Here is a 15,989-nt window from a genome sequence, read left to right as displayed (position 1 = left end):
ATACAATGCATCATTGGCGCGTAATATTAATATTTCTACTGTTAGGCTTTTTTAAGGTGAGTTTTTTAATTGCCCAACAGCAACCAAATATTGTTTTTATACTATCCGATGATGCTGGTTATGCTGATTTTGGGTTTCAAGGAAGTAAAGAATTTAAAACCCCAAAATTAGACAAGCTTGCGAATAAAAGTATAAAATTTACGCAAGCCTATGTAAGTGCTGCAGTTTGCGGACCATCAAGAGCAGGAATGTTAACCGGAAAATACCAACAAAGGTTTGGCTTTGAAGAGAATAATGTACCTGGGTACATGAGTATATCTTGTTTGGCAGATGATGATATGGGATTACCATTAGATCAAACAACAATAGCTGATCATTTAAGAAAACAAGGATATAAAACTGCACTTTTTGGAAAATGGCACCTAGGCAATGCGGACCGTTTTCACCCAACTAAACGTGGATTTGATGAATTTTACGGGTTTAGAGGCGGCGCCCGTAGTTATTTGCCTTTTGATAAAAACAATCTGCTCACTAGAAACGAAGACAAATTAGAACAAGGCTTTGGTAATTTCTCAGAACACAAAGGCTATCTCACTGATGAACTAGCCAACGAAGCAATTTCTTTTATTGATAGAAATAAAGAAAATCCGTTTTTCATCTACCTGTCTTTCAATGCAGTACATACACCCATGGAAGCCACAGCTGAAGATTTAGCTGAATTTCCAAATCTCAAAGGAAAAAGAAAAACATTGGCAGCAATGACCTTAGCCATGGATAGAGCAATCGGAAAGGTATTAAAAGAACTTAAAAAACAAGGGTTAACAGATAATACTTTAATTGTTTATACCAATGATAACGGTGGACCTTCAGACGCTAATGAATCTGATAATAGTCCGTTAAGCGGTACAAAAGCAAATCATTTAGAAGGTGGTATTAGAGTACCCTTTCTCATGTCTTGGGCTAACAAATTTAATAATAACAAGACCTACAATTACCCAATTAGCACCTTAGACTTATTCCCAACCTTTTTATCCGCGGCAGGCGGAAATAGTTCTGAAATTGAAGGATTAGACGGCGTAAACCTTCTACCCTATTTAAAAGGTGAAAAAACAGCAGCACCTCATGAGTTTCTATACTGGAAAAAAGAAAACAGAGGCGCCATTAGAAATCAAGATTGGAAACTAATACGTTTTCCTGATCGCCCGGCCGAATTGTACAATATTAACGAAGATGAATCTGAAACCAATGATTTAGCTGCACAACATCCTGAAAAAGTAAAAGAACTCTACAAGAAATTATTCACTTGGGAGCTTGCACTAGAAAGACCACTTTGGCAATTAAGACGAGAATTTGAAGGAAAAGCAGCCGATAGAATGGATGCTTACAGAAAAACGAATACAAAAAAATAATACAATATACTATGTCATCAATTAAGGAATACAAGCTTTTTATAAACGGAGAATGGAGAACATCAACTTCAGGTGAAACAATTGATATTATTAGTCCTTCTAATGGAGAAATTGTAGCACGTGTACAAAACGGTACTGCCGAAGAAGCCATAGAAACATTAAAGTTTGCCGATAAAGCTCAAAAAGAATGGAAAAAACTACCTGCCAGAACCAGAGCAGATTTATTATATAAGTTAGCCGATGAGATTGATGCAAATACAGAATATTTAGCTGAATTATTGACCAAAGAACAAGGTAAACTTTTAAAGGTTGCTCGTTTTGAAGTTGCTGTTACTGCATCATTCATTAGGTATGCTTGTGAAGGTGCACGTAGAATAGAGGGGGATATTATTCCTTCAGACAATCCGAACGAACAAATTTGGATTCAAAAAGTTCCTCGTGGTGTCGTTGTTGCCATTACAGCATGGAATTTTCCGTTGGCGTTGGCGGGTCGTAAATTAGGACCGGCACTAGTTGCAGGTAATTCTATTGTAATTAAGCCTACTTCTGAAACACCCTTGGCAACTTTAGAACTTGGAAATTTAGCAAACAAAGTAGGTATTCCTGCAGGGGTAATCAATATTTTAACTGGTCCGGGTAGAGCAATGGGTAATGCATTAGTTGAAAGTCCTATTTGCAAAATGGTGACTATGACAGGTTCTACACCTGTTGGTCAGCAAATAGCAAGAAATGCAGCTCAAAACCTAACACACGTTCAATTAGAATTAGGTGGTAAAGCCCCATTTATTGTATTTGAAGATGCAGATATTGATGCCGCAGTAGATGCCGCCTTGCATTCTCGTTTTGACAATTGTGGTCAGGTATGTACCTGTAACGAAAGAATGTATTTACACGAAGGTATTTATGATACGTTTATGGAAAAATTCATTGCTAAAACCAAGGCATTAAAAGTTGGGGATCCAATGCTAGAAGATACGGATATGGGTCCCAAAGTAAATGCATCAGAATTAAAGCATATGGAGCATTTAGTAGCTGTCAGTATTGAAGAAGGAGCAACTGTTGCTACCGGAGGAAAAAGACCTACAGGTGCTGAATTTGAAAAAGGATTTTGGTTTGAACCTACTGTTTTAACCAATGTAACCCAAGATATGACTATTGTTCATGAAGAATCTTTTGGTCCAATTTTACCCGTTTTAAAATTTAAAACTTTTGATGAAGTAATTGGCTATGCAAATGACTGTGAATATGGATTAGCCGCTATGGTTTTTACCAATGACATGAACACCATCATGAAATGTAATGATGAATTGGAATACGGCGAAATATATGTAAACCGTGGTCATGGAGAACAACATCAAGGTTTCCATAATGGTTACAAATTATCTGGTTCTGGTGGTGAAGATGGCAAGTATGGTTTTGAACAATACATGGAAAAGAAAACCTTTTATATTAGACATAAAGCATAAGTAGTAATAAGTGTAATTAATAGCACCTTTTATTTAATTAAGATGAGTACAAAAATTAAGAGCGTAATCGCCAAACTTTTTAAAGTCCCTTTACCTGAAGTAATGAACGATGCAAAACATGGAGATCACACACATTTCGAATTAGTAACCACTACCATAACTTTAGAAGACGGTAGTGAAGGTACCGGGTATACTTATACAGGCGGAAAAGGAGGTTTTTCAATAAAAGCCATGATTGATCATGATTTTGCCAACGTTCTGGTGGGTAAAGACGGTACAGATATAGATGGTATTTACGATTTTATGGAGTGGCATATACATTATGTAGGTCGTGGTGGTATAGCATCATTTGCGATATCAACCATCGATATTGCCTTATGGGATATAAAATGCAAAAAAGCCGGACAACCTTTATGGAAAATGGCAGGTGGTGAGGGCAATACCTGTAAAGCATATTGTGGCGGTATAGATTTACAATTCCCTATAGAAAAGCTTTTAAACAATATGAAAACCTATTTAGATAACGGATTCAATGCCGTGAAAATCAAAATAGGAAGAGAAAATTTAGAAGAAGATTTAGAACGTATTAAAGCGGTTAGGGAATTTATTGGCCCAGATGTAACCTTTATGGTAGATGCCAATTATTCTATGTCCATAGAAAAAGCAATTAAAGCAATTGAAGGATTTAAAAAATATGACATCACTTGGTTTGAAGAACCCATAATACCAGATGATTATAAAGGCTTTGCTGAAATAGTAGAAAAAACAGGATTCCCTTTAGCTATGGGAGAAAATTTACATACCATTCATGAATTTGAATATGCTTTTGACCAAGCTAAACTATCCTTTATACAACCAGATGCCTCTAACTGTGGTGGTGTAACCGGTTGGCTTAAAGCTGCCCGTTTAGCAGACAAGCACGGTATACCTGCTTGCTCTCACGGTATGCAAGAATTACATGTTAGTTTAGTTTCTGCCCAACCTAATTCTGGATGGTTAGAAGTACACAGTTTCCCCATTGATCAGTATACTACAAGACCTTTAGTTGTTGAAAATTGCAGAGCTGTAGCTTCTGATGAGCCAGGAACAGGAGTAGTATTCGATTGGAAGAAATTAGCCCCTTATCAACAGTAAAAAAAACGTATGAAACCCATAAAAAATGATTTCGGAAATTTAGCAGGAGAAAAAGTAGATTTATATACCTTGAAAAACGCCAACGGTATGGTGGTAAAAATTACTAACTACGGTGCTACTATTACATCGATACAGATTCCTGATTCCAATGGAAAATTGAAAGAAATTGCTTGTGGTTTTGATACGATAGAAGGTTATTTTTCTGATGACTATAAAGCAAATTCACCTTATTTTGGTTCAACAGTGGGCAGGTATTGTTCTCAAATTAAAGATGCTAAATTCAGCCTAAATGGTAAAACATATGATTTGGCAAGTAATTGTGGACCAAATAATTTACATGGTGGCGTTGTTGGTTTTGACAAAAGAATATGGGATACCACTTTTGAAGACAATGATCAGTCAACCATTAAAATGTCTTTATTAAGTAAAGATATGGAAGAGGGATTTCCTGGTAATGTACAGGTAAATGTGTCTTTTACTTTGACAGATGATAATGAGTTAAAAATGGACTATAATGCAACGACCGATGCAGATACTCCCCTATCCATTACAAACCATACCTATTTTAATTTAGAGGGATTTTCTGAAACTATAGAAAACCATAAGGCTCAAGTACATACCAATAAACGTTTGGAGCTTGATGATACTGGAGCTGCTACTGGAAAAATCGTCAATATTGAAAATCAGGCTGACGATTTAAGAGTTTCAAAACGAATTGGAGATGTTCATGAAGCCATAAATGACGGGTTTGAACATTTTTATGTTTTCGATAATGAAAAAGCAGATTTAAATCAAGTTGCTTCTATTTCTAGTGAAAAAGAACAAATACGTTTAGATGTCTTTTCTACAGAACCGTGTATGCTGTTGTATACTGGTAAATACACCTCAGATGATTTAAAAAGGGAAAATGGAATTCAATACGGAAAATACAAAGGATTTTGCTGTGAAACACATAGATACCCTAACGGTCCAAACATTGAAGGTTCACCCAAATCGATTACAAAAGCAGGTGAAAATTTTAAAAGCGAGACCGTGTTTAAATTTTCATTTTAACATCAACTAATCAACTCACAAAACAACCAATTATGACAGAAGGAGTTTTACTGGCTATTTTTGCCGGACTAATGTTGGGGCTTTATGCCCTACCCGAAAAATTTACGAAAGATTTTAAGTACGAAAATACCTGGAGTTTATTCTTTTTATTAACCATGTTCGTTGTACCCATTATAGCATCGGTTACCTTAATCAATGGCTTTGCAGATATTTTCGGCAATATGCCAACAGATATTTGGATTAAAATGGGGCTTACCAGTTTTCTTTGGGGCGTTGGGGTTATGATGTGGAGTAAGGCGATAAACCATATTGGTCTATCATTAGGTTTTTCACTTTTTATAGGTACTATTATTTTAGTGGGATCGGTATTACCATTTATTGAAGATGGCTTACCACCTACAAACAAATTAACAACCATTCTACTAGGATTGTTCGTTGTATTAATAGGAATTTTTGCGAACGGTAAAGCTGGTTTTATTCGTGAAAAAGTTGAAAAGGCAAATGATGAGAACAGCGAACAAAAAGGCTCGATGGCAACAGGTATTTTAATCGCAGTTATTGGCGGCCTACTTGCAACTGGCTTTAGTTATGCAAATGCAGCCGGTAGACCTTATCTACACGAAGCTAGCCAAGCTGCCGGGAATGCAGAATGGATCACCGCCGTGGCTGTAATGTTTCCAATTTTTATTAGTGGCGGTATAGTAATGACCGCTTATTTTCTTTGGCAATTAAGCACTAAAAAGGCATGGGGAGATTTTAAAACACCTGCATTCGGCAAAAACTTTATACTAATATTAGTTATGGCATTCTTTCATTATGCTGCGTCTGCCCTATTTGCTTTTGCAGCATACAAATTGGGTGCATCAGGTAATACGGTAGGGTACGCCATATTTAATACAGCTTGTGTAGTAACGGCTATAATAAGTGGTATTATTACTAAAGAATGGGTCAACGCTTCACCAAAGGCTCGTAAGTTCTTGTACATGGGCTTAAGCTTTATGGTTATAGGGATTATCATTGTTGCCTATAGCAATAGTCTTTCTTAGACTACTAAAAAGTAAGGTATAAAAAACAGAAGCCAGATCTTAAGATCTGGCTTCTGTTTTTTATTTATTCTGGTTTATACACCCGTATCCAATCTACATGCATCATTGTGTTTTCCTCATTTGTGACCGTTGGGTCATTTAAAAAATCTATGCCTTGAGTTGTTCTCCAAGATTGGGCAGCAGCACTAATAATTAGATGCATTGGTTTTGTTAAACCATTACCGCTAGTATAGTTTTCAGGATCTATTTCGTCAACTGGAGTTGTGCGAACTAATTCACCATCTACATAATACGACAAACTCCAAGGATCTTCCCAAAGAACACCGTAGTTATGATAATCTTCTGACCATATTGTTCCATTACCATCAGCATACCAAGTTTCCTGACCAGTTGGTTGATAATCTTGAAATGGTTCTCGAATAAAAACATGATGACTCAAATGTAATCGCCTTGAAAAATAGTCGTTACTTTTTGCTCCGAATGCCTCTAAATTATCAATCTCTTCCGTAGAATCATCACTTAGCATCCATACGGCAGATGATAGCACAGACTCACTGAGCTTTACTCTAACCTCCATATACATGGGATATGTTGTTTTTGCTTTAGAAGTAATGCAACCAGTCAATATTTTACCATCAACAATATTAGCTTTAAAAACAAGCTCACCAGCATCTATAGAAGATTGTTCAGGGGTATATCTAGTTATTCCTGGTCCAGTCCATCCGTTGAAAAAACTATCGTTCCAATTGTTCAAAAAATCAGTTGAAGATTTCCCGTTTTCGTAATTAAACTCACTGGAAACATCAGGTTGAATAGTCCATACCGTACCTTCCACCTTCGGACCAGGCAAAAAGGATACATCATTCTCACCTTCTTCTTTATCAACGATTTCTTCATCTATAATTTCCTTCGAAATGGGTTCCTCTTTTATAGAATCAATATTTTGACTAGAACAACTACCTAGAAACAAGCTTTCAAATAATACTATTAAGACAAGGGCTTTCTTCATATTTTTAATTTTGTAAATAATTATTTAAGATTTTTAAAAATTCATCATGCTATTTAAGGCATATTCAATATCATCTTGCATTTAATTAAATTGAAACATAATAATCTTCGTTACGTAAAATGTCGTTATAATTTTTACAGCATGAATATGAGACTCAACTGTTGCTATTTGATAAAAATTAAAAGAGGGAAAACAGTGCTATGCTTCCCCCCTTTTCTAACAAATTACTAACTCAACAACTTTTCCTTATTTACCTTTCATTAAGCACAGTTAAGGTTTATTTACAACTTCAGTAATTGTAATATCATCAATAGTAAATAGTAACTCTGCACCATTATTTTGATTATTACCTCTAATTAAGATTTCACTGGTTGTATCACTTAAGAAGTTAAATTCATCAGAACTAATGTAAACCCATTTGTCTAGAGGTGTTGATGCATTAAGTTCTGCTATAAAAACTTCTTTAAAAGGAGGAACTACATAAAATCTAAGATCTGCTGTACCTGTCACCGGAGTTGTTATATAAACCCAAGCTCCTAGTTTATAATTTTTACCTGCCTCAAAAGTAAACTTAGCATTATCAATAGCCTCTGGTTTATAAGCGTATATCATACCACCGTTTGCTTCTATTGCAGCTTGAGCAGCCATTGTACCCGTTTTAGCTCTTGCGTCGTTAACCACTGCTGTAAACTGACCCCAAACGCCACCCCATCCAACATCTTTCCAATCAGCACCGCCAGTCTCCATACTATAATCATAGCTAGTTCCAATTAAAAGATTTTGTTCGATTAGTACTGCTTCTTCATCCGTAAATGAATCAGCTATAACCCCATCTAAAGTTGACAAACTTCCTTTTGTGTAAGAAAGACTAATCATATCATCAGAATAAAACTGAGGTATATCTAACTTTAACTCTACAAAGTTTGCCGTATCAGGATTTACCGTAATCGAAGTGATTGCTGGATTAGATATTCCACCATTATCGATCGATACAACAAAATCTGAAGGAACACCTGTAGTTTCATCCATATCTCTACTAAAATTCAAGAATATACTAGTCCCTACTGCCTCTATTCCATCCAACTGAACTGGCTCAGTAGAAGGTATTACATTAATTAAACTTGTTAGCGTGATGATTTCTTCCCCAACTGGTCTTGCCAATGAAGATATAAGCTCTAAGCCAAAGGAACCCGTTTTTTTATAACGCACATCGTAAATTCTCTTGTCTTCAGATAGGCTAACTCTTGTACCGCCTTCTGCAGTCCACACAAAACTATCAGGACTACCTTGAGTTGATTCGTCTACTATAAAACGAACCGCCTTACCTGCAGTAACTTCATTATTTGCTCCACTTGTAAGACTTAATTCATCTCCCTGTGATCCATCCTCGTTTAATTTGAATGCTTTAAGGACGGTTTTTATTTGAGGAAGTACTGTAACAACAATAGTGGTATCTATTTCTTTGCCAATTATATTTCCTGCCAAATCATACGCTTCGCCTTTAAACACCTGGGTTAAAAACACATCGTGCTCACCTTCAACATTAAAAATTGCCTTAACATTTTGCTCTGTGGATGTTTCGTCATTATCAGACCCAACAATATCTGCGACACCAGTAGGTAAAGTCCATAATCGTGACGCTACTCCAGAAGATAAATCTCCTAAAGTAATGCTATTACCAATTCTTATTGTATTGGTAAAATTCATTTGAGATGTAGCAATAATTCTACTATTAGCTTCATTTAGCTCTATATCATCGTAAATATCTTCACAAGAATACAGACCTGATAGAACCGCTACAAACGCTGTTAATATTTTAAATTTTGTTTTCATATCTTAAATATTATAAATCATTATTACTTTGTACTTCTCCTGCAGGAATAGGGAGATAATCATGTTGACTTGAACTATATCTATCTATACCGCCTAACGAAAGTAAATTGATTGATCCTTCAATAAAAAGAGGTGCTTGTCCTGTGATAGACTCTAAATTATCATTTCTCCAGTTTAAGTCGTTGGCCATTGTTGCAAACACATCATCAACGATACCCCAGCGAACTAAATCAGCCCATCTTTGCCCTTCAAAACAAAGTTCAAGTGGTCTTTCTACCATCTGAAGGTGTGTCATTAAATTATCAGCTGTTGCATTAACAAATGGCTGGCTACCATACCTTTGCTTACTAATGTGTAATTGCGGAAAAGTATTTCCGTTATCAGCTAGGTACTGTTGTATTGTTATAACACCAGCTCTTGAACGAACCATGTCAATGTACTTAATAGCTTCATCTACATCTCCGCTTGCATTTAAAACCGCCTCTGCATACATTAAGTAAACATCTGCCAAACGAATATGCCTAAAATTAATTCCACTTCTATTTAAAGCTATTTCAGCTGTACCTTGAAACCAATTTGTATGCTTTTTCACCAAAGCTGTTAAGCCTAGTCCTCTATATGAATGTACGTTTGTATCTGTATTATCTACACCATAATAGGTCCCTTCAAAGTCTTTTGGGCAAATAGATGCCGTTAAACGTTGAGAATGTAAATTACCGCCTGCATTGACTGGATTACTAGGATCTATTTCATCATTCGTAAATAATTCATGTAGATACAAATTTGCTACTACGGTATTAAATCCGCCAAAGCCACCAATAGAAGCATAATTACTAGAGACAGCACTAGCTTCAGCACCTGAATTACCAGGAGTATCATCTACGTTATTTCCATTTGCGCCAGGATTAGCTGTAGAACTGTACGCTACTTCTAAAATTGATTCAGAATTATATTCGTTCTGATCTGTAAAATTGTCTAAAGAATTTGGAACCAACGCATATACACCAGAATCTATAACTTCTTTAAAGTCATCGGCAGCAAGTTGCCAGTTTTCAGCAAACAAATAAACTTTGCCTCTTAAAGATGTTGCTGTACCAGATGTTACTCTGCCTAAATCTGAACTATCGTCCCAAGCTAATGGCAGGTTATCTTTTGCATAATTTAAATCTGGAAGTATTACTTGCTGTGTAACTTCTTCAATTGAACTAAGTGCTTTACTCAATTCTGTTGTAGAAACCTCTGTACGTATTACCGCTTTACCATAAGTATGAACCAATTGAAAATAAAAGAAAGCCCTTAATAATCTTGCTTGACCTATAATAGCTTCTTTTTCCCCTGTTGCAAAAACAGTTTCATCGGCAAGTTCTATATTATTTATTATCTGATTAGCTCTAAAAATGCCAATATATAATTGATTCCACTTATTTACTATTTGCTCACTATTATCTGTATAGCTCAGTTGTCTAAAAATGTTCCATCTTCCAAAAAAAGAATAGGTATCTGCAATATCAGCCCTAATTATTTCTTGTGACAATCCAGAACCACTTACTGCTTGAAACTGCATTGCGCCATAAACTGTCGTTAAGGCAGTATTGAACTGAGTTGGTGTATTCCAAAACGTTGCATCTGTAATAGAGTTTGGGTTATCTACTGTTAAAAATTCATCCTCTGAACAACTAGCTAGAGATAATATACAGCATGCCACTATTGCAATGGACCACACTTTGTGTTTTAATATAACTTGTATCATTTTTTTCTTAATTAGTTATTAAAATTTAACTTTAGCCCCTAGAACAAATCTTCTAGCTACAGGATAATTACCCCTATCAACACCTCTTGTGCTTATACCGTTACCACCAACTTCTGGATCATAACCGGTATAATTAGTCACTGTAAAAGGGTTAAATCCTGTTACATATAATCTTATGCTACCAATTTTGGTTTTATCTAATAAATCTTGAGGTAAAGAATAACCCAAAGTAATATTTCGAATTCTTAAATAAGTACCATCTTCTATCCAATAATCTGATCTTGCTCTGATGCTTTCTGTAGCCTCACTATTTCTATAACTAGGAATATCAGAAGTAGGGTTTTGTGGAGACCATTGATAATATTGATCTAAGTGTCTACCTTGAGTGTAGGCAAAAAATCGTGCACCGTTAAATAACTCGGCACCGTACGACATGTAAGTCTGAACCGATAGATCAAAGTTTTTATAGTTTAAATCAACATTTAAACCCGCTTCCCATTCTGCTTGACCAGAACCAGCATAAACACGATCATTATCATCAATTGCATTATCGCCATTTACATCAGCATAACGCATATCGCCTTTTGCTGCAGATGGATTTATTTGCTGGTATTCTGCTAATTCAGCATCAGTTTTAATAACACCTTCATTTCTTAGCAAAAAGAATGCTCCTGCTTCATGACCTACGGCAAAAAATGTAGTTTCATCTATACTATTACCTAAAGAAAATGTTGGTCTACCATTAGAGTAACCACGCTCTATTCCGTTTAGATCTATGATCTCATTGGTATTTTTCGTGAACGTAGAAGAGATATTATATTTTAGTCCGTTTTTTAATTCACTTTTAAACCCTAATGCTATTTCAATACCTTCATTGGTCATTTTACCAGCATTGATAAATATTGGGTTATACACGGTTTCTGCACCCGGCGCAGATGTACCTAAAGAAGGCGGTGTTTGAAACGGCAACAACATATCTTGCTTATCATTGCTATAAAAATCAGCAGTCAAGGTCAATCTATTTTGAAACATAGCTAAATCAAACCCAATGTTTTTAGAAACACTCGTTTCCCATTTCAAATCAGGATTTGCATTTCTTCTTTGGATCAATCCTGAAGCTATAGCTTCATTAGGTCCGAATAAATAATTTACACCAGTTTCTATTTGAGTAGATGCTGCATAAGGCTGAACATCTTGGTTACCCAATTCTGCATAACTAGCTCTAAACTTTAAGCTATTGACCGCATCACCCAAAAATGAATTTTTAAAGAAATTTTCTTCGGCAATATTCCATCCTATAGAAACACCTCCAAAAGTACCATATCTATTATCCGGTCCGAATTTAGAAGAACCATCTCTACGAATACTTGCTGACAATAGGTAGCGTTCATCATAACTATATTGAACTCTACCTAGCAAACCAGAAAGTGAATAATTATTTACGAAACTAGTTGGTGTAGTTGCAGAAAAAGCTTGCCCAATTTCTTGTGTACTATTTGTTGGGAAACCAATACCACCTATGGTAAGTTGTTCTGACGAATAATCTTCATAAGAAGATACCAAGGTTGTGTTTACTTTATGACCACCGAATTTTACATCATAGTTTATCATATTTTCAAGCACCCTTCTAGTAGACATAGTAAAATCTTTTTGAAGTTGTGCCTCAAGCGTAGAAGCCGTTGCATTTAATACGCCATCTCTACCATAAATTAAAAATGTAGGTCTAAAGAATTTTCGATTATAGTCAAATTTATTATTACTTAAACTTAACTTGTAAGTCAACCCTTTTGCTAATTCATACTGCATATTGAAAGCAACATTCGTAGAAGTTGTTTTTCTATCATCAATATTCAATAGTTGTTTTGCTAAAAAGCCAAAATAAATAGTATTATCTACTGGTATTGTTACTACATTATCTTCACTAATATCTAACTCTCCTAGAGGTAGCTGCCATGGGTTTTGACCTATACTATATTCATAATAGGCAAAAGGTTCTTGCTCTCTATTTTCTTCAGTATAAGCAACTGTAGCAAATGCTTTAAATTTTCCTTTTGTAAAATTAGCTGTCAATCTAGAACTCAATCTATCAAAACCAGATTTGATCAGCACACCTTCTTGATCGTTATAACTGGTACTGAAACCTAAATTCAAATCTTTAGAACCGCCACTAATACCCAATTCATAGTTTCTAAATAGAGCATTATTATTTTGCACATCTCCAACAAAGTCACTGTCAAAATCCAATAATTCTGGAGAGGTAATAAAGTATCCTGGAAGATTACCAGCATTTAAAACATTATCTACAGAAAAATCAGCAAACAATTGTTGTTGTGTATTCATTAAAGGTGTTCCTGAAGTTATATTCTGAATACCCGTGTATGTAGAAAAGTTAACATCTAACTTCCCTTCTTTACCTGATTTAGTCGTAATTAAAATAACCCCGTTAGAAGCTCTTACCCCATAAATAGAAGCTGCAGCACCATCTTTTAAAATGTCTATAGTTTCTACTTGATCAGGAGCAATGTTAGGGTTAGATTCATAAGGAACCCCATCTACCACATACAATGGCTCTAAACTACCAAGTAAAGATCCTACACCTCTTATCTGAATGTTGGCAGCTTCACCTGGGCGTCCACTTGCAGCCTGTATATTTACACCTGCTACCCGACCTTGCAGAGACTCACTAACATCAGACACAGGAGCTATACTAATAATATCAGACTTTACCTGTACTACAGCACCAGTTACTTCTTTCTTCTTCTGTGTACCGTAACCTACAACAACAACTTCGTCTAAAAGAGCAAGGTCTTCTACAAGTACAACTTTTAAATTCTTACTTGCACCTACGCTTACTTTTTTAGTTTTAAAACCAATTGATGAAATCACTAAAACATCTCCGGATGCTGAATTAATAGAAAAAATTCCATCAAAATCGGCAACAGCTCCTTTAGTTGTTCCTTCAATAAGAATGGTTGCACCTGGTATCGGCGTACCTTGTTCATCACTTACGGATCCATTAATTACATCTTGCGCATGGCCTTGTTGCATTGCCTAGATTACAAATAGAGAAAACACTGAAAGCATCCTCTTCCATAATTTGTCCTTTTCCTTCATAAATAAAATTGAGTTAATTAATAATTAAGTTGTGGTGAGTTATTTTTAACAAATTCTTATTTGGATTCTTAAATTTTAAACAAATAATAAATTTATATGGTCTAAATTATTAATTTGATATTGTTTTATTTAGAAATAGCACTCAACAAAAACTGAACAAATAATAAAAAAAAGGCTTATTTGTCAGTGTTTTAAGCAATACTAAACACAACTAGACAGTAATTTTGATGGTGTTATTAGAAACAGTTGATTAATATTCAACTAAATGAGCAGAAATAATTCTATGAAATTAAAAACAACTGAGCTTTTGGAAGTATAAAAATTCTAAATCAGTGGTTTGCTATAAACTCTGTCAGGTTATCATTACGTTCAAGTTTCAACTTTTTTCTTAAACGATAACGAGATGTATGCATACTCTCAATTGAAATACCTAAAAGTGATGCCATTTCCTTACTAGAAAAATTAAGCTTTACCAATGCACAAAGTTTTAAATCTGTTTGACTTAAAGACGGGTAAGATTCTTTTAGATTTTTATAAAAACTTTGATTTATAGCCGTAAACCTAGCCTCAAATTCTTTCCAATTACCACTAGGGCTGCCTTGTGCAGCACTAATTATTCTATTGAGAGCTGAAACATCTAAATTTTCTTTACTCTTACCAATAGTATCTTTCATTTTTCTAATAAACTCTTCTTTCTCTATCAGTTGCAATGCAGAAGACGTTAGTTCATTATTCTTCAACTCTAATATTTCATTAGTTTTCTGCAACTCAACAACTCTCTTTTCTTCAAGTGATTTTTTTTCTAACTTATGTTTACGTCTAATATTACGAATGAATAAAAATCCAAGAATTAGTAAGGAAGCCACAACAACAAACATCAATGAAAACTTCAAAACCCATAATTTTTCTTCATTTTCTAAATTAGCCAGGCGCTGTTCTTTTATTAATTCCTTTTCTTTCTCTTTCTGCAGCCGATACTTATCATTAATCTCAAACAAATGTTGATTATTCTTACTCTTTCTACCAAAAATTGATTCATTCAATTCATTTGCAGCCTCTAAATGAAGAAAAGCACTTTCAAAATCTTTAGCCTGTTTATCTAAAAGTGCCAAGGCTTCTTGCACCATTAACTTATAATTTGAGTGATTACTATACACCGTAGTATAAGCCAATGATTTTTCAAAAAACTTTCTACTCTCCTCTAAATCACCCTTCATATAATAAACCTGACCAATTAAATAATCTATTATAATTAGGTATGAAGGGTTTTCAATCTCGAACTCATCTCTAGATTTATTTAACTTAAGCAAAGCCATTTCAAAATCACCGTCCCTTGCGTCTTGATAGCCCTCTTCTGCATCTAAATAGTTAGATTTTATCTTATATTGATTTCGAATAATATTACTACTGTCTAAATATTTACGAACCATTTTATCATTTCCATTGGTTCTGAACATAGTAGTTAACGCATAGTAATCGGTTAATAAATAACTAGAATTCATAACCTTTTCATCAATCATTTTATCCTTTAATCTCAGAGAAAGGTTAAAGTAATTATTAGCTTCGTTGTCTCGCCTATAAAATAAATAAAGCCAACCCAATGCTTGATATAACTTTGCTCTTGCTACATCGTTTTTTGAACTATCAGCAAGAAACAAGGCCTCCCAGTAACCATCATATGAATTTCCATAATCTAAATTATGGGCATATAAATTAGAAAGCTCATATAAACTATTTACCAAGTTAGCGGTATCTTTTTGCTCTTTATGTAAGTGAATACTTTTCTTGTAGAAATTAATAGCACTATCAATATTCGTTGCTTTTAGAGACTCTGCTTTTTGGAAATATTGATCGGTTTTTTTAATATTTTGTGCAGACAACATACCACTTAGGCATACGAGAAAAACCAAGGTTAAAAAGATAACTAAATACCCTCTAATAGTCTGTATTGTATAATTCATATTAAAAAAATTCTCCTCGTTCTTTTAAAGTTTAATTGAGAAATCAATATATACAATGTCTAGTTCATTTTCTTTAAAAACCAATACTAATTGGGTTATGTTGAGTTTTTGTCTAGTTTATGAATAACATTAAACCCTTTAATAAACACATATTTGTAAAGCTAAGAATACTGCAGTTATTACTATATAATATTGCAATATTTTGAATTAATTG

At 34.6% G+C, this 15,989-nt stretch carries 10 protein-coding genes; 5 read left to right on the top strand and 5 right to left on the bottom strand.

Features of this window, described 5'->3' with window-relative positions:
- Positions 1-5: 5 nt before the first annotated feature.
- The 5 genes from BUC31_RS08485 to BUC31_RS08465 are packed head-to-tail and all read left to right on the top strand — an operon-like array spanning position 6 to position 6,108.
- On the top strand, positions 6-1,409 hold the full coding sequence (locus BUC31_RS08485; RefSeq protein WP_073243027.1) for a sulfatase: 1,404 nt from the start codon (positions 6-8) through the stop codon (positions 1,407-1,409).
- An 11-nt stretch (positions 1,410-1,420) separates the two neighbouring features.
- A complete protein-coding gene (aldA, locus tag BUC31_RS08480) occupies positions 1,421-2,875 on the top strand; it encodes an aldehyde dehydrogenase (protein ID WP_073243025.1) in 1,455 nt (484 codons plus the stop codon).
- A 42-nt stretch (positions 2,876-2,917) separates the two neighbouring features.
- Positions 2,918-4,009 carry a mandelate racemase/muconate lactonizing enzyme family protein gene (locus tag BUC31_RS08475; protein ID WP_073243023.1) on the top strand — a complete coding sequence of 364 codons (1,092 nt, stop codon included), beginning with the start codon at positions 2,918-2,920 and terminating at the stop codon, positions 4,007-4,009.
- A gap of 9 nt (positions 4,010-4,018) precedes the next feature.
- The gene (locus BUC31_RS08470; protein WP_073243022.1) at positions 4,019-5,062 is read left to right on the top strand and encodes an aldose epimerase family protein; all 1,044 of its coding nucleotides are present in this window, start codon (positions 4,019-4,021) and stop codon (positions 5,060-5,062) included.
- 32 nt (positions 5,063-5,094) lie between these two features.
- On the top strand, positions 5,095-6,108 hold the full coding sequence (locus BUC31_RS08465) for an L-rhamnose/proton symporter RhaT (RefSeq protein WP_073243020.1): 1,014 nt from the start codon (positions 5,095-5,097) through the stop codon (positions 6,106-6,108).
- A gap of 64 nt (positions 6,109-6,172) precedes the next feature.
- On the opposite strand, the gene BUC31_RS08460 is transcribed toward BUC31_RS08465, so the two are convergent.
- From BUC31_RS08460 to BUC31_RS08440, 5 genes are all read right to left on the bottom strand, one after another.
- The gene (locus BUC31_RS08460) at positions 6,173-7,117 is read right to left on the bottom strand and encodes a family 16 glycosylhydrolase (RefSeq protein ID WP_073243018.1); all 945 of its coding nucleotides are present in this window, start codon (positions 7,115-7,117) and stop codon (positions 6,173-6,175) included.
- A 270-nt stretch (positions 7,118-7,387) separates the two neighbouring features.
- Positions 7,388-8,950, bottom strand: coding sequence for a hypothetical protein (locus BUC31_RS08455; protein WP_073243016.1), 1,563 nt, complete (start codon positions 8,948-8,950; stop codon positions 7,388-7,390).
- A gap of 10 nt (positions 8,951-8,960) precedes the next feature.
- Positions 8,961-10,700, bottom strand: a complete 1,740-nt coding sequence (locus BUC31_RS08450; protein ID WP_073243014.1) for a RagB/SusD family nutrient uptake outer membrane protein — start codon at positions 10,698-10,700, stop codon at positions 8,961-8,963.
- Positions 10,701-10,718: 18 nt separating this feature from the next.
- Entirely contained in the window at positions 10,719-13,748 is a 3,030-nt protein-coding gene (locus BUC31_RS08445) for a SusC/RagA family TonB-linked outer membrane protein (protein ID WP_244534024.1), read from the bottom strand.
- Positions 13,749-14,143: 395 nt separating this feature from the next.
- Positions 14,144-15,775 carry a transcriptional regulator gene (locus BUC31_RS08440; protein ID WP_139251913.1) on the bottom strand — a complete coding sequence of 544 codons (1,632 nt, stop codon included), beginning with the start codon at positions 15,773-15,775 and terminating at the stop codon, positions 14,144-14,146.
- Positions 15,776-15,989 lie beyond the last annotated feature (214 nt).

Source organism: Maribacter aquivivus, assembly GCF_900142175.1.
Taxonomy (GTDB): domain Bacteria; phylum Bacteroidota; class Bacteroidia; order Flavobacteriales; family Flavobacteriaceae; genus Maribacter; species Maribacter aquivivus.
This window is presented reverse-complemented; position numbering and strand designations above follow the sequence as displayed.